The organism is Microbacterium ulmi, assembly GCF_011759705.1.
GTDB lineage: Bacteria > Actinomycetota > Actinomycetes > Actinomycetales > Microbacteriaceae > Microbacterium > Microbacterium ulmi.
Window position 1 is genome coordinate 216,992 of sequence record NZ_JAAOZF010000001.1, and the last position, 15,519, is coordinate 232,510.

A 15,519-nucleotide genomic window follows, 5' to 3' on the forward strand; every position below is an offset into this window, starting at 1 on the left:
TACCATAGTGCAAAGAGAGCGCCCGAACCACGGATCACCGATGTGAGGGCGTCAGTGGTGCTCGAATCGGAAAGTGTTGCAACTCTGCTCACCGTCGAGCAGTCCGCGGCACTCGCCGACGAGTACCGGGCCGGCGCGAAGGTCACGATGCTGGCTGTGAAGTATGGCGTCCACCGACAGACGATGCATGTCCATCTCAAACGGCACGGTGTCGCCCGACCGCTGAACATTCTTGACGAGGCGAAGGCGGACCGGGCAGCGCGGCTCTACGCCGACGGAATGACGCTTGCAGAGGTCGCGGCGGAAGTCGGATCGAACACCCGGTCGATCACGCTGGCACTCGAGGCGAGGAGCATCCCTCGGCGCCCGCGGGGTCTCCGGGCGAAGTATCGGCCGGACGAGTGACAGATGGAAAGCCAGTCAACACATCGAGGACAAGGACCTCCAGCAGGTCCTCCTCGTACGCTGCAACACCCCGTCGGCCGATCTCCGCACCCAGCTCCGGGTCCCACGGGGTCTCCAAGACGACCCCGACGGCAGCTGCGGCCGAGCGCACGGATGCGCGGTAGTCGGTCGCGTTCATATGCCACGGCTTGGCCGCAGGAGCGGCAGCTAGGAGCGTGCGGACATGCTGGAGCCCCCGGGTGTCGAAGTCGGCACGCACAGCTACCTGCCATCCCGCATCGGCGAGGGCAGCGATCGCGTCACAGTCCACCCGCGACGGGGTACCAGAGGTGCACACCACCCGCGGCGACGTGGCCTCTGGCCGCGGCTGTTGGAGGAACCGCTGGACCGCGGCGGAGATCACCGACGGGTTCTCGGTCACGAACACCCACGAATCAAGAGCCGGAGGGCTCGCCCACGTGATGCCGGCCAGCTCCTTCGGCGGCAGCGTCAGCGTTGCCCCGTCGGGAACCACCCATCGCTCCGGGTGCACTCCCGTCACGATGAGTCCACCGACCAAGTCGTCGATGTCGACCCCGACCTCCGACCACGCCTCCCGCGGACGAAGCCCCGACACACCCATCACCGCCAGCACCAGACTGGGGAGCAGCCCTTCGTCGAGGGCATGTGGACGGCCTGGAACCAGCGTGCGCCGGTCCACGCGCTCGCCCGCGGCGGGGAGCAGCGACAGCACGGCGAGCACCTGGTCGACCAGCCCGTCCGGGTCCTCGCCTGTCAGGACGCGAGCAACAGCACCGGTGCGCAGCAGCCTCTCGAGCACCGCATCCGCATCGAGCCCCAAGTATGAAGGCAGCTGTTCGATTCCCGTGCGCAGCCGATCGACAAGCTGTTGCCGCACAGCCGCGGCCTGCTGCTTTGCACGAGCCCGCACGGCCAGCCGCCGACCTAGCGCATGAGCGGCAACCACACCTGGTGTCAGCTGGGGTGACCGCTGCCTCAGCATCCCGGTGAGCTCCGCGAGGTCGAGTCTCCGCGTCTGCCCTGGCGCCAGGGGTCGGCCACCCACCAGTCCCGCGGCGGCGGCGCGTTCGGCGGCATCCTGCGGTGCTGTCAGGGTGACGTTTCCGGAGGTCATTTCGTCGTCGCCCCGGCGGTCTGCCGCCAAAGCCACCGCATGCCACAGCCAGGACAGCCGTGGGGACAGCAGCGGAGTGAGGTCGGCATCCGCGCACGTTCCAGAGCACAGAGAGCAATCCATCACGACTCCTGTGTCACGGTCGCGTACTCGTCGTCACCGGGGAGCTCGAGCAGGCCGCGGACCAGCATCGGGAACGCCACTACCAGGCCGTCCGACCCAGCCTCGAGGTCGTGAGCGTCGATTCCATCCCACGCGCCCGGAGATCCGTCCCAAAGGTAGGAGGTGGCGATCAGGTCCAGGTCGAGCTGGGCGATGTAGCGCGCCAGTCCCTCTCGACCCTGCTCGTCGACTTCGGCGGGAACCTCGTCCAGCGGCAGCAACCGCAGCGCTTGCTCGCCGAGCCGGTCGCTCCCGGCCGCGATCGCGGCGAGCATCGGCGCGAGTACGACCAGGCGCCGCTCGCCACCGGACAGTCCGATGCGGCTGCCCCACTTCCGTTCCTTCTCCGGGTCGTCGGCCCGGGTAACCATGTAGTCGACGTCCAACCACGAGGTGATGTCGACCGCTTGGGCGAGGCGCTCAGCCATCGTGTCTCCGTCCGCCGCGGCGAGACGCTGCTCGATCGCTTTCCCCACCTGCTGTCGTTGTTCGTCGGTGCGGGCTGCGTCGCTGAGCTTGCAGGCCAGCTCGAACACGGTCTGAGCTGCGGGGTCAAGGTCGTCACGCGGTGTGATGCGGACCCGAACACCGACTCCGGAGGATGCCTTGGCGGATCGCATCTTCGCGTTCACTTCGTGCACCCAGTCCTGTAGCTGATGCCAGGCATGGCCGATCGCAGCGGGAAGCTGGCCGACCACGAACCGCTGGAGCGCGTCGGCTTCCGCATCATCGAGCGCCTCCTTCGCGCGGCGGGCAAGGTCACCTGCCTTCGCCGCGGCAGCCGCGGGGTCGTAGCCGTGCTCGTCGTGGGTGAGGTCGAACATCTCCACACCGATGTCTGCCGGCGCGTCACCGAACTGCAGCATCCAGGTCTGAGCGAGCTCGGCCTTCGCGGAGTCGTACCTCTCGTTCAGCGTCTTGCGTGTGAACGTCTGCCTGCGGTCCAGCAGCGCGTGCGCGTTGCTGAGCAGCTCCGCCCGTTCGCCCATCCCCTGAGTGGGCTCCAGACCTGCGGCCGTGAGGAATGCCGGGACATCCAGCGCTGCCATCGCTGGGGGCCAGGCCAGCAAGGTGCGCAAGGCGGACATGGTCGTTGTCTGCGCAGGGATCGCATCGGTGACCGCCTGACGTGCCGGCTCGATCGCAGCCTCGGCACGCGTCGCGGCGTCGTGCTCCTTCTGTGCCTGCTCGCGAGCAGCCGGAAGCCTGTCAGCGAGCTGCCGAGCCTCTGTCTGCGCTGCCGCGTGGCGGGCCACCGCGTCGTCCGCTCCGCTGTCTCGGCGCACTTCGTCCAGCAGCGCCTGAGTGCGCTCCGCGGCCTCGTGCGCTCGCCGGGCTTCGCCCTCCAGCCGGGCGAGCTCCGCGGTGAGAGCCTCTTCGTCGGGGAGCTGGGCCAGCGTACGCGGCAGAGTCGTGGAGGAGAGCCGGTCGAGTGCTTCTCGGGCTGCGGTGATCTCACGTGCTGTCGTGCGCAGGTGCTCGACGATGCCGGCCAGCTGGCCCACATCCGCGGGCAGGCCTACGGCCGCTGCGCTGCGCGACCACTCGTCCTTCAGCGTCTGGTGCTCGGCGCGCGCTGCGTCCGCCTGAGCTGTCGCCATGTCACGGGCCTCCTCGGCAAGGTGGCACCGGCGTGCGGCACCGGCGCGTGAGGCCTCCGCGTCGCGAAGCGGGGTCGATGAGGGGAACGACTGTCCCTCGTTCCTCACTCTCCCGGCCGCTGTGCGTGCCTGTGCCGCCGCCGTGCGCTCGGAATCGGCTTGCTGCTCCAGCTCATCAGCCTGCTGCTCGATCAGTGCGGCCTGTGCGAGCGCGCGCTCCCTGCGGGTGCGGGCGCCGACGAACCCGGCCTCGGGGAGCTCCCGGCCTTCAGTGTTCGCCGCGACGACCGGGTTCGCAGCAAGGACGCCGGCGGCGAAGGTGCCGTCGCGCCCGATCACGAGCCCGGATGATGTCTTGGCTTCGGCGGTGTCAGTGAGCTCGATGCGCTCCAGCACCGCACGCGCCGCCTCGGCAGAGGGGTGAGCCTCGTCGACCGTGAGCACGACTGTGAGGCTGTCGGCCACCACCTTGCTGCGAGCGCTGACACTCCAGACCGCGGTGCTCGCCCCAGCGCCGTCCAGATCGGTGGCCAGGTGGGCGGTGAGCAGCCCGCTCGCGGCGAGCGCCGCCTCCAGCCGGTTCCGGGTGTCGGCGTCGACGCCGTCCACCCACTCGAGCACCGAGCCGAGCGCAGCCTCGTCATCGGAGGCACCGGCCCATGCGGGGCGCGGAAACTCGAGGAGCTTCCCAGCCCGCAGCTCGGCAGCCCGGTTGCGCAGCTGCGTCGCCTGCTCGCGTAGGCGGGTCTCGTTCTCGGCGTGCCGGATCTCCTGGGCCTCGCGGCTTGCTGCGATCCGTTCGGCGGCGGACATCACCAGCTGCGCCCACGCATCGATCGTGCCGAGCACGACGGCAGGTTCACTGGCGGTCAGACCAGTGACGTCTTCGGCCAGCCAATGCTGAGCCGACGCCGGGTCGAGTGGGTCGACCGCGCACAGCGCGGGGTGCTGTGATGTCCACCTCGCAGCCGCGCTGGCCAGTGCGCCGGCCGCATCGGCGGCGTCTCGGGCCGCCTGGGTGAGGAGCTGCTGCTCGCGGTCATGAGCGGTCTCAGCCTTCTCCAGCTCCTCGTCCGCACGACGCAGACGTTGCTCGGCGTCAGCGACCCGGGCGTGGTCGGTGATGAGCAGCTGCGCGGTGCTTGCCTGCGTCGTCTGAGCGTTCGCGGCGTTCGTCCACTGCGTGCTCAGAGCGTTCCAGGCATCTGCGTCTCGGACGACGTTCATCCCTGCACCGGGAGAGGCAATGGTGTCGCCGACGCTGCGCACCTGCCGCGGACGAGTATGGTGCGCGAGCAGCGTGTGCGTATCGGGCACGGTCTGTCCCGCGTCCCGGGCTTGGCCGAGGACCGTGGTGAGCTGCTCGATCAGTCCGTCGAGAGCGGTGGTCAGATTCTGGGTTTCGCGCGCCGCAGCCGAGGTGGTGGCGGTGAGGGCAGTGGCACTGCTGCGGGCGTTCGCTCGCTCCGCATCGAGCCGGGCGGTCAGGTCACGGATGGTGCCGGCGGCCCTGTACGCCTCGGACTGTTCGATCGCGCGAACCGTGTTCAGAGCGCCGGTGTGCTGCTGGTCCAGCTCCTCAGCAGCGCGTCGTGAGGTCTCGGCGGCCTCGGCTGTGTGCTCCGCTTCCCGCTCTGCCTTCTGCTGGCTGCGACGAAGCTTGTCGACCTGTTCGACCGCTTCCTTGGCCGCTGTGAGCTTCTCCTTCGCGACGTCGGTGACGTGCCCCGCCCAGACGCGAGCGAAATCGGTGAGCACCTCCGAAGCGCGTCGGTCGCGCTCGAACGCCTCCCGGGTTGTCTCCGAGGCGGCGAGCGCATCGGCGGTCATCTCGATCACGGCGGGGTCGACGTTCGGGAGCGCCTCACGTAGCGCGTCCGATGCCTTCTCGGGCGAGAGTTCGGCGAGCAGTGCCGGGTTGCGTACCTGCCGGAGTCGGCGGGCGAGGTCGCGCAGCTCCTTCGCCGTGGTGGCGAACACCCGCCGGCTCAGGTCATCGACGTAGCTGTCGGCGTCGGCGAACACCTGCCCGCCCTGAGTCTCGACCAGTTGGGTGAAGTCGTCGTGCTCGAGCGCGGAACCGGTCTCGGTCTCGAGCGCGAAGTCCCGCACCGGTCGGGCGGGAACGGTGAACGGGACTACGGTGACCGCCGGTGAGGCGCTGGGTGAGTACTGCAGACGGACGCCGTATGTGACGCGCTCCGCCTCGTCCACACCCGCGGGGGGTGCGACGGTGAGCCACACGTACCCATACCGTCGGCCTTTCTCCTTCGCCCCTTCGGCCATCAGCTGCTTCAGGCTGGTAGTACGCGCTTTGCCGGCCGAGAGCTTTCCCTGTCCGTGGTCCAGGTCGAGGAGGAACGGCCAGAGCACCTCCAGGGCGGTCGTCTTCCCGGTGCCGTTCGGGCCGCGTAGCAGGAGTCGGCCGGATGCTGCCGGCAGCTCGAGGGTTCCGTACCGCCACACGTTCGAGAGTCCGGCGCCGACCAGGTGCCAGCGGCTGGTGAACCGGTCGGGGTTCCCTGATGGGGGCGCTGGAGGTGTCTCGTCGAATTCCAGCTCGACCATCTCGGTCACAGGAGCCCCAGCAGCAGCAAGATGTCGGTGTTCCCCATAAGGTCGGCGGTTCGGCTTCTCCGGCGCCGACTGGTATCGCCTATGGCAATTCCGGGCTGGTTGTCCGCCCACCGGCCCGTCACCGGGGCGAACCACCAGACGGCCTGTCGGCCGGTCTCGGACGCTGCTGGCCCGAATGCGGTGGAGGCGGGGGCGTCGATGACGCGGAGAGCGTTGATCCCTGTCAGCAGCTCGGCGACATCGGCGGCGAGGTGTGTGATGTCCCCGGAGTACTCCGAACTCCAGCCACCGCGGCCTGTGGCATACTCGGCTGCGAACGACGCCAGCGCGCCGGTCACGTCGGTGTCGGTGAGCCCGCGCCATCCCGGCCCCGGCGCATCGGTCTGGGTGCCGACGGTGGCGGCGTGGTCCGAGAGGAGCAGTGCGGCGTGCCCACGGGTGCCGGTCCAGGGGAACGGAAGTGGTCCGAGTTCGTTCGCATGCCGGAACGCGTCGTCGGGGACGACGAACGCGGCGCCCTCGACACGTCGCTCCAGCGTCAGCCCGAAAGCGTCGGCGAGGGGCTGTCCGTCATCGCCACGGACACGCTGCGACAGCCACGCGCCTCCTCCTCGTCCAGGTCGGAGGCGTGCACGCAGGTATCGTCGACGAGGGCGCGGCGCATGCGACGGGCGGCGTCGGGCTCGCGGCTCACCTGTGCCAGCCAGGCGTCCGGGTCTGCGGCAGCGTCCAACGATCCAGGGTTCGCGATCACGTGCAGCAGCCTGGTGTGGTGGATGTGCAGCAGCACACTCTGCTCCTGTCCGGACGCGATGTAGATGTCCAGGGCACCGTCGATGCGTTCGATGACGCCGCGCTCGTCCAACAGCTTCAGCGCGGAGACGATCGCGCGGCGTTCGGTGATGTCATTCGTCACATCGATCCCGGCTTCCGCGGCGGCAGAGCGGGCAGCGTTCACCAGCGCGCCGATCGCCACATCAGGCTCGAGGGAGTCCGCGGCGGCGACGAGCAGGAAGAACCAGCAGCGCGTATGTGCAGAGGGTGCGGCTTCGGCGTACGCCGATGCCCGTTCTGGTGGACTCTTGCGCAGACGGACGAAGTCACGGTTGATGAGCACGCTCCAGCCCAGACGTCCGTATACGCGACGCAACTCTGCTTCGTTGCGGCGTGCGGCCGCGATTTTCTCATCATCACGCCCGGCGACCAACCAGCAGTGCCGGTTCAGGTGGCGCATCAGCGCAGCGGCCTCCTCCCCGGCATCCACCCTCCACCGGCGGATCCGCCGCGGCTCCACTCCGGCGGCTCCCTCCGGAGCGTTCTCGGCGGCCTCGAGGGGTCTGTCGATCACGCGACACCCTCCTCCATGTGGGTGGGCGCGGGACCGAGAGCGATGGCGCGTATCTCTGCGACCGTGTCGGTGTCGGGGATCGGCGACACCACGGCCAGCTGGGCTGAGTTGGGCCGCTGCCCGTGGCGATGGAACAGCGGTACGCGGCCTGGAACCAGGACCAGCCAGGTGGGTGCGCGTAGCACGCCGACGCCGGCCGCGACGCGGACCAGAGTGCAACTGAGTCCGCCAGTAGTGGCGGTGCGCCGACCCTTCTTCGCGCTGCTGCGTGCGGACGCCATGAGCGACTCCATTGCCACCCGCGCGGCGGACTCGGAGAGATCGGCGCCGGGCTTCCAGGCGAGCACCTCACGTACGGCGGCGTCGTGCCGGGCTTGACGTTCCTTGCGACGCGCCTCGACCTCAGCTCTCGCGGCGCGATCGTTGCGCGGAGCGGTGCCCCGTCCACGTGGACCGGAGCGGCCACGGGACCGCAGCATCTCAGGAACGTCGACGACCGGTCCGCCGCGCCAGGACGGGTTGCGTCCGACGTCATCTTCGTCAGCAGTGCCATACAGCTTGCGCCAGGAGTGATCGCCGAGCGCGGCCTGGAACACCTGCGCGCCTACAGTGGGGTCGAGGACAGCACGGGCCAGGGAGAGGGCGCGGCTGCGGTTGGTCGCGACGCCCGACGAGGTGTGGAGGCGCTGCAGGTTGGCGTGCATCGTCGGCAGAGCCCGGATCAGACCGCGGGTGAACCGTTCGGCGCGGCCGGTGGCCGGGTCACACCACTCGCGCAGCTTGAGCCAGTCCTCGACCCTGCCGCCGCGTGAGGCGCGTAGCGCACCCGCGGCAATCAACTCGCGTGCTTCGGGAGTCGAAACCGATGCGGTGACGAGGGTGTCGTAGTGATCGCGGATCGTGTCCAGCGCTGCTGCTGCGCGGGCGGAGCCAGTGGTCAGCTCGCTCGCTATCCTGGTCGCGTACCCGACCAGGATTCCCTTCAACTCCGACGCGCTGTCGCTATCGAGGTCGAACCGATTCGCGAGTGCCTTCAGCTCGTCCTCGGCTCCGACGAGGGCGGAGTCCAGACTGTCGTGGCTGGTGAAGATCGTGGTGACCGCCGCAGCGTGGTGCTCGGCGACAGCGAAGCGCGCGGCTTCCGCGGCGAGGTTCTCCAGGTTCGTGACGAGCAGGTTCAGCGCGCTGATCGGGATCTCGCGGACGGTGGGGGTGCCGGTGAGGAACTCACGATAGAACCGCTGCACCTGCCGCCCGATCAGAGTGGGTGTGTAGCGCCAGTTGCGTGCGTAGAGGTCGGAGACGCGGCGCACTTGGGAGGTGTTCGTCTGGTAGGAGACCGCGCCCATCTCGATGAGCGCATCAAGGCGGGCGACGACGGCGTCATCGGCCAGGCGACGCCCAGCACGAGCGAGCTCTGTGCGGACCTCGGCGGCACTCATATCGGTGACCGACGCTTCGAGCGCGGTCATGATCGCGATGTACTCGTCGGCTTCAGGACGGATCAGATAGCCGACGGCAGCCCGCGAGTCGATGCCGGGCTCCGAAGTCTCCTCCGCCAGGGCAGGGTCGGAGGCAGCCGAAGCCTCCTCGTCACCACTCACTCTCGCCCCCTGCAAACGCCGCTGCCAAGTACCAACAGTGCCAGCAGCTGCCGACATTTTCGTTCGTCGATCCGGGTGTGTATGGCACTCCAATCTAGTCGGAGCAACCCTGGGGCATCGCGTCCTTGTTGCTGCGATCGACTCCAACACCCGCAGGACAACTCGGGTGATCTGTCCCGTGGCGTGTTGTAGTTCTCGGCGCTGAGTGTCACGTCGTTGACGCGGTGAGCCATCGTGTGATGACACAGCTACTCACAGAAGGACACTACGCGCGCAGGGAGGGATGCTGGGCGGCAGGATGCTCCCGCGCTCTGCACGGGGTTCCGCAGCACGGCTCACCCGGATGTCTGCGGGGCTGACTACCATGAGAAATGGAGGAAGAGGCGATGAATCGCACGGAGAAGGCCGCTCTGCTGGCCCTGCTGTATCACCAGTCGCGTCGCGCCTCACAGCCCGAACTGCGTCAGGCCATCCTTGACGGCGAGCGTCTCGCCGATCGCCTGGAGGGCGCGGACGGGCTGTTCGCGGCATCGCCCGCCGAGGACGCGCTGACACGGGCGAAGGCGGACCTCGCGGGCTGGGAGGCGGCCGGGCTGCATGTGCTGACCCCGCTGGACGAGGAGTACCCGGCGCAGCTGTTCACCGTGCACGACTTCCCCCTGGTGCTGTTCGGCCGCGGCCAGGTAGAAAGCGACTTCCGCTCGGCGGCGATCGTCGGCAGCAGGAACTATTCCCAGGGCGGGCAGCAGTACGCGGACGAGCTGGCCGCGCGGCTGGTCGCCGCGCAGGTCACGGTCGTCTCCGGGTTGGCGAAAGGCATCGACATCACCGCGCACCGCTCCGTGCTGCAAGCGGGCGGGCGCACGGTCGCGGTGCTCGGCAACGGGCTGGACCACGCCTACCCGGCCGAGCATCCGGGCACGCAGGAGGAGATCGGGCGCACCGGGCTGCTGCTGTCGCAGTTCCGCCCGGCCACGCGCCCGAGCAAGCAGTCCTTCCCGCAGCGGAACGTCACAATGAGCGCCTACAGCTCGGTCACCGTGATCGTCGAGGCTCAGGAGGCCTCGGGCACGCGCATCCAGGCGCGCGCGGCGATCGGACACGCCCGCCCGCTGGTGCTCAGCGAGCAGGTGGTGCAGGCGACGAGCTGGGGCAAGGAGTTCGCCGCCGGCTCCTACGACGTGACGGTCGCGCCGAGCCCGGCGGACGCGGCGGCGGCGGTCGGGGACATCCTCGCGCGCGCCACGCGGCCCCTCTCGCTCGTTCCGTGACCGAGCCCCGGCACGCGCCCGTGCCGGACGCGCGCGAGGAGCTGGCATCGCTCGGCGGCGGCGAGGCAAGCGGGCTATCAGGCGGGTCCGAGCGGCGTGACGATCCGGTCGAACATCTCGATGAGCGGAATGAGGTCCCGCCGCTCGGCGGCCGCGCGAGAGGCGGCATCGTTGGCCTGGCCAGTCACGCCGACCCAGTTGAGCCTCCACCCGGCATCGTCGGCGACCCGATCCCAGAACACGCGCTGCGCTCGGCCGTTGCCCTCACGGAACGGGTGGATGTAGTTGAGCTGGTCATAGTGATGAGCGAGTCGCTGAATGAACACTGCACGGTCCATACCGCGCAGATAGTCGTCCTGACCGAGCTCCTCGGTAGCGAACCTGGCGGATCGCTCGATCATCGAGACAGGAACGAAGTACCCGCCTCCGTCGACGTTCTTTCGGATGTCGACGGTGCGCAGCTGACCGGCCCAGCCATAGACGTCCTGGAAGAGGTAGCGGTGGATGCCCCGCAACTCGGTCAGATCACCGGTCGGCGGGATCTTCGCGGCGGGGAGATCAAGGAGCCGCGCCCCGACGAGGTCGGCCTCCGCCTGGTCGAGCACAGCCCGCGTACGAGCACCGACGAGATTACGAAGGAACCCCGTGGCAGGGTCGAGGTAGGGGTCGACGAAGTCAGTCAAGCCCATACCGGGCACGGGCCCGTGCGACGAGCTCGGCGGAGTCGATGCGGCCGGCGACGTAGTCAGCGGAGTCGACGCGAGCCTCGGCCGAGACGGTCAGGCCCTCCATCTCACCGCTGTGGATCGCCTCCGCGACCCTACGCTCCCGCTCGGCACGCTCGCCTGCGGTGATGGACGTGATCGACATCGCGAGCCTCCTTCCGATTCATTCCATTTTACTGGCGAATCACCGTGACGACCCGCCCGATCCACCGGACGACCAACCTAGTCTTGTGCCGTGGAACCCCCGGCAGAGTATCAGCGTTGGTATCTCCAAATCCTCGATGCGCAAGCCACCGCATCAGACGCACGATCCGGCGCGCAGGCGGTTCTGACGCTCGTAGACGAGATCGCAGCCGCAACACTGACCTCGCAGATCAGAGCTGCACTGTTGTTCGTCTGCTCATCTCTCGTCACCAACGCAGGAGATGATCTTCACGACGCCCAACTTCTCAAAATGGGCGCGGAACTCGCTCGATCCTCGCTCGATCTCACTGACCCCAGCGCGCCTCTCCATTTTCAGTGTTTGTACAACCTCGCGAACGCAGTCGCGATCGAATGCGATCTCGGTCTCCCAGCGGGGGAATCCCGTGAGGAATGGGAGCCGAAACTCATCGAGAACCGCATCGCCTGCAGGGAGCAGCTGCGCTGGGCACGGCGCACCTTCTTCCAAGTCGGCACGTCGGAGATCGCGGACCCGCACACGCGATCTGCGGCGCTCTGCAACTTGGCGAACAGCCTGGACCATTCCGGCCGGTGGGCTGAGGCGTATGACTTCTATCTCGGCGCCTTGGATGCTGATCCGAACAACGGCAACGCTGCCGGCAACCTCGCACAATTGCTAATGCACCGCCTTCAACTGGGTATCGGCCAGACCGGCCACATCGCTGCGGTCTACGACAAGTACGTCAAGCTCGCGCAGTCCCTCCGCGATGGCACTGTCGACTTCGCTGGGCAGGACATCGCTGACCGCTGGGATGGACTCGAACTGACCGAGAGCGAAGGACACCTCTCACATGGCGTAGAAGGCCAGGACGATGACTATCAGCAGTGGGTTGCCGCGTACCGGTTAGCACTATCACCGGCCGTCGAGGGTCTTGGAACGGAGTCCCCACACTGGGACAGCTCGATGATCGAGATACTCTTCGGATCATCAATCGACGAGGTAAGCCCGCCAATCCTGGCCGAGATGAATGTTCTGAAGTCAGACTTCCTCGTCTCGAGGCACCTGGCCTACGACGGCTATGTGCAGGTTGCCGAGGGACCAGAGCAGAAGGATGATGACTCGGGCTATTACGTCGAGACACTCGACTATTCGCTCTATGGCACGCAGTACTCGAAACTCTTCCTTGCACAGAGGTCTGCGCTTGACGTTCTCGATAAGACGGCGGTCGTCGCCAATGAGCACTTCCATCTAGGAGACAGGCCGGAAGCTGTCGTGTTCCGGCGCTTCTGGAATGACAAGGATGGAGCCATCCGCAGCGGCCTGATCAGCAAGCCAGGACGTGGGCTTGCTGCGCTCGCGCTGTCAGAACTCGCCTTCGACATGACCAAAGAGGGGATGTATGCGTCATCGCAAGCGCTGAGGAATGCTGGAACACACCGGATCGTGCATGCGGCATTGCTCGAAACGACAGGCGCGACAGTCGACACACGCAGCCGGATCCACTTCATCGAACTCGTCGACTCAACCATCCAGGCGCTTCAGGTGACTCGTTCCGCCTACCTCTATCTGGTCGACCTGGTCGCGAGCTGGAACATGCCGCAAGACCATCCAGGGGAGCATGCAACCGTCGAAACCTACGAGTACATGAACTTTCCGGTCTCAGAGAACGAGGAGCCGACCGAGTCCAGCAGCGACGATTCGTAGCGTCCGGGCAGCCAACAACGGTTCCGCCCGAACGCGTAGACATTCGAACCGAAAGCGGCGCGGGCAGGAGAACCCACCGGCGCCGCCCTGTTGCAGGGTCAAATCCCTTGAGTGGTGTAACTGCGCTGATCCTTCGGTTTCGGTTTCGGTTATGCGCTGAGCGCGAGGAAGGGGTCGGTGTTCACCTCGCTTGCGGTCTCGGGCACGGCGCGCATGCGGGACCGGGCCAGGATGTCGAGGCCGAGGTAGCGGCGGCCTTCGGCCCATTCGTCGCTCTGCTCGGCCAGCACCGCTCCGACGAGGCGGGTGATCGCGTCTCGGTTCGGGAAGATGCCGACGGAGTCGGTGCGGCGGCGGATCTCACGGTTCAGCCTCTCGTTGGGGTTGTTGGACCAGATCTGCTGCCACACGTCTTTCGGGAAAGCGGTGAAGGCGAGGATATTCTCGCGCGCGGCCTCGAGGTGCTCGGTCACCTGAGGGAGCTTCTCTGCCACGTAGTCCAGGGTCCGGTCGAACTGCGCATTCACGGCGGCGGCGTCGGGCTGGTCGTAGACGGAGTGCAGCATCGCCTTCACCGCCGGCCACATGGTCTTCGGCTTGACGCTCATGAGGTTCGCGGCGTAGTGCGTGCGGCACCGCTGCCAGGAGGTTCCTGGCAGGTTCGCGGCGATCGCGTCCTTGAGTCCGGTGTGCGCGTCGGAGGTGACCAGCTGCACGCCGGCAAGGCCACGGGCAGTGAGGTCGGCGAAGAACGCGTCCACGCCGGTCCCGTCTCGCTGGTCGCGGTCTGCAGGCCGAGGACCTCGCGGCGCCCGTCGGCGTTCACGCCGGTAGCGACGAGCACGACCGTGTTGATGACGCGGCCGCCCTCACGGACTTTCATCGTGAGGGCGTCGGCGGCCACGAAGGTGAATGGGCCCGCCTCGGCCAGGGAGCGGTGCCGGAACTGCTCGACCTGCTCGTCGAGCTCGGCCGCCATCCGCGAGACCTGGGATTTTGATAGCGCGTGGATGCCGAGCTGTTTGACGAGCTTGTCCATCCGGCGGGTCGAGACCCCCGCGAGGTAGCAGTCCGCAATCACCGTGATCAGCGCCGCCTCGGACCGCTTCCTGCGCTCCAGCAGCCATTCCGGGAAGTACGTGCCGGATCTGAGCTTCGGGATCGCGACGTCGATCGTGCCGACCCGGGTATCCAGATCGCGGTGCCGGTACCCGTTGCGGTGCGTGGCCCGCGTGGGGCTGGGCCGGCCCCATTCCGCGCCGACGACCTGGTCGGCGTCGGCGGACAGCAGCGCGTTGATCATCGTCTCAAGCAGCTGCCGCATCAGATCCGGTGACGCCTCGGACAGGGCTTCGGAAAGCACCGTCGCGGGGTCGACAATATGAGGAGCGGTCATCGTAATGACTCCATTCGAGAGGGTTGTGGAAGATTCCTCGAAGGATCACACGGTGACCGCCTCTACATCGGCAACGACGCCGGCGACCACCGCGCAGTTACACCACTATGCGGACCCCACCTGTTGCAGCCACAGATGTTTTCACAGTTACGGCTGTCATCGGGACATCCGCGCAGCAAGAGTAGTTCCGTGGACAAGGACGCCGACAGCCAGTCATCCGCCGATCACGACCTGATGCGATACCTCGCCGAGGTTCCACCCAGTCAATGGGATCGCATCAACACACTCCTCGGGCTACCACCCTCCGAGGATCTCCCGCTCACGAAGCGGCAGACATCAAGACGCGACAGCCCGACGTCTGAGCGTCTGTCAGCCTCAGCAGGCATAAGTTCAGGTCCGGACAAGCGCATCCTCGAGATCGTCGTCGCGTACTGCAACGGCGCAACACCCGAAGCGATCGCTGCAGTGCGTCACACCACCGAGGCCGATATCCGCGACGTTCTGCGAGAGGCAGGGGTGATCCTCCGTGATCCGGGACACGCATCCGCGGGGGTTCGCGAGCAGATCCGGGCTCTGCGCAGTCAAGGACTCAGCATGCGAGCGATCGCCCGCCGCCTCGGTGTCTCCCACACGACGATCAGCCGGATCCTCCGACGAAAGACCGACGAGGAGACGCACCACTTCGCACCACATCAGTAGCGAAAGATCGTGGGAATGCACCACAGTGCACCACCTACAAAAGCACCTCTGATCAGGAATTTTCTCCGCGAGGAGTAACATGATAGTTTGCTGTGAACGGTGGACCTGAGGGTGCCTGGGTTCACGACATAGGCGACAAGTGATAGGCGACTCGTGAGTCGCGTCATAGGCGACAGTCCTGTGCATGTCGAAGCATCGGGTCGTAGTGTTGAAGATCGTCGCAGGGCAGCTTTCGGTCGCTGAAGCGGCGGCCGAGTACGGTATGAGCCGGCCGTATCTGCACAAACAAGCACCGTCCCCATCGTGCTCTCGACGGACATACGCCGACCGCAACGGGAAGATCAGCTCCGCCGAGCCGGGCGCATGCACCACCTCGGCGTCGGAGTCGACCACCGCGGCAAACGCGTCCTCATCCTCGCCGACGATCAGACCACCACCGTCGTCCACCTCGACACCGGCGAGATCATCGCGACCAACACCATCGACCCGCCCGCACCTACTGGCGAAACCAAGAACGGGAGCCCGGCCGATGGCCGAACTCCCGTCCCTGATGTTCTCTATGTCGCGACTCAGATCTCTCCTATGTCACGACTCATCACACGGTGGACCTGAGGGGATTCGAACCCCTGACCTCTTCATTGCGAACGAAGCGCGCTACCAACTGCGCCACAGGCCCGTGAACCTCAGCAACAATAACACGGCTGTCGGAGTGCCCCGAAATCGTGCCGA

The 15,519-nt window shown here is 67.1% G+C and carries 10 protein-coding genes, 1 tRNA gene and 2 pseudogenes; 5 read left to right on the forward strand and 8 right to left on the reverse strand.

The features are described from left to right. The first annotated feature begins 57 nt into the window (after positions 1–57). The gene (locus tag FHS08_RS01035) at positions 58–405 is read left to right on the forward strand and encodes a helix-turn-helix transcriptional regulator (RefSeq protein WP_167034675.1); all 348 of its coding nucleotides are present in this window, start codon (positions 58–60) and stop codon (positions 403–405) included. On the opposite strand, the gene FHS08_RS01040 is transcribed toward FHS08_RS01035, so the two are convergent. The 4 genes and pseudogenes from FHS08_RS01040 to FHS08_RS01055 form a co-directional block, all read right to left on the reverse strand. Next, entirely contained in the window at positions 329–1,663 is a 1,335-nt protein-coding gene (locus FHS08_RS01040) for a DUF2399 domain-containing protein (RefSeq protein ID WP_167034677.1), read from the reverse strand. The two genes, FHS08_RS01035 and FHS08_RS01040, sit on opposite strands and share 77 nt — an antisense overlap. Beyond that, the gene (locus FHS08_RS01045) at positions 1,663–5,871 is read right to left on the reverse strand and encodes an SbcC/MukB-like Walker B domain-containing protein (RefSeq protein ID WP_243847300.1); all 4,209 of its coding nucleotides are present in this window, start codon (positions 5,869–5,871) and stop codon (positions 1,663–1,665) included. Before FHS08_RS01045 ends, FHS08_RS01040 begins: the two co-directional genes overlap by 1 nt. Before the next feature lie 5 nt (positions 5,872–5,876). Next, a pseudogene (locus FHS08_RS17355) lies at positions 5,877–7,114 on the reverse strand (DUF2398 family protein). Positions 7,115–7,224: 110 nt separating this feature from the next. Then, positions 7,225–8,832, reverse strand: coding sequence for a DUF2397 family protein (locus tag FHS08_RS01055; RefSeq protein WP_208382179.1), 1,608 nt, complete (start codon positions 8,830–8,832; stop codon positions 7,225–7,227). Between the two features lie 386 nt (positions 8,833–9,218). Between FHS08_RS01055 and FHS08_RS01060 the strand changes: the two genes are divergently transcribed. Then, positions 9,219–10,103, forward strand: coding sequence for a DNA-processing protein DprA (locus FHS08_RS01060; protein ID WP_167034683.1), 885 nt, complete (start codon positions 9,219–9,221; stop codon positions 10,101–10,103). Positions 10,104–10,180: 77 nt separating this feature from the next. On the opposite strand, the gene FHS08_RS01065 is transcribed toward FHS08_RS01060, so the two are convergent. Then, positions 10,181–10,786: a Fic/DOC family protein gene (locus FHS08_RS01065; RefSeq protein WP_208382180.1), complete on the reverse strand. Its 606-nt coding sequence runs from the start codon at positions 10,784–10,786 to the stop codon at positions 10,181–10,183. Next, complete coding sequence (locus FHS08_RS01070) at positions 10,779–10,973, reverse strand: antitoxin VbhA family protein (RefSeq protein ID WP_167034687.1); 195 nt, start codon at positions 10,971–10,973, stop codon at positions 10,779–10,781. The genes FHS08_RS01065 and FHS08_RS01070 overlap by 8 nt, the downstream gene beginning before the upstream one ends. Before the next feature lie 90 nt (positions 10,974–11,063). On the opposite strand from FHS08_RS01070, the gene FHS08_RS17185 reads away from it, so the two are divergent. Continuing rightward, positions 11,064–12,695 carry an LA2681 family HEPN domain-containing protein gene (locus FHS08_RS17185; RefSeq protein ID WP_167034689.1) on the forward strand — a complete coding sequence of 544 codons (1,632 nt, stop codon included), beginning with the start codon at positions 11,064–11,066 and terminating at the stop codon, positions 12,693–12,695. Between the two features lie 149 nt (positions 12,696–12,844). Here FHS08_RS17185 and FHS08_RS01080 read toward each other — a convergent pair. Further along, positions 12,845–14,091, reverse strand: a pseudogene (locus tag FHS08_RS01080) (IS256 family transposase). Between the two features lie 189 nt (positions 14,092–14,280). On the opposite strand from FHS08_RS01080, the gene FHS08_RS17035 reads away from it, so the two are divergent. Continuing rightward, the gene (locus FHS08_RS17035) at positions 14,281–14,790 is read left to right on the forward strand and encodes a helix-turn-helix domain-containing protein (RefSeq protein ID WP_167034691.1); all 510 of its coding nucleotides are present in this window, start codon (positions 14,281–14,283) and stop codon (positions 14,788–14,790) included. A 363-nt stretch (positions 14,791–15,153) separates the two neighbouring features. Beyond that, positions 15,154–15,402, forward strand: coding sequence for a hypothetical protein (locus tag FHS08_RS01090; protein WP_167034693.1), 249 nt, complete (start codon positions 15,154–15,156; stop codon positions 15,400–15,402). Here FHS08_RS01090 and FHS08_RS01095 read toward each other — a convergent pair. Next, a tRNA-Ala gene (locus FHS08_RS01095) sits at positions 15,394–15,466 on the reverse strand. The genes FHS08_RS01090 and FHS08_RS01095 overlap by 9 nt on opposite strands. Positions 15,467–15,519: the final 53 nt, after the last annotated feature.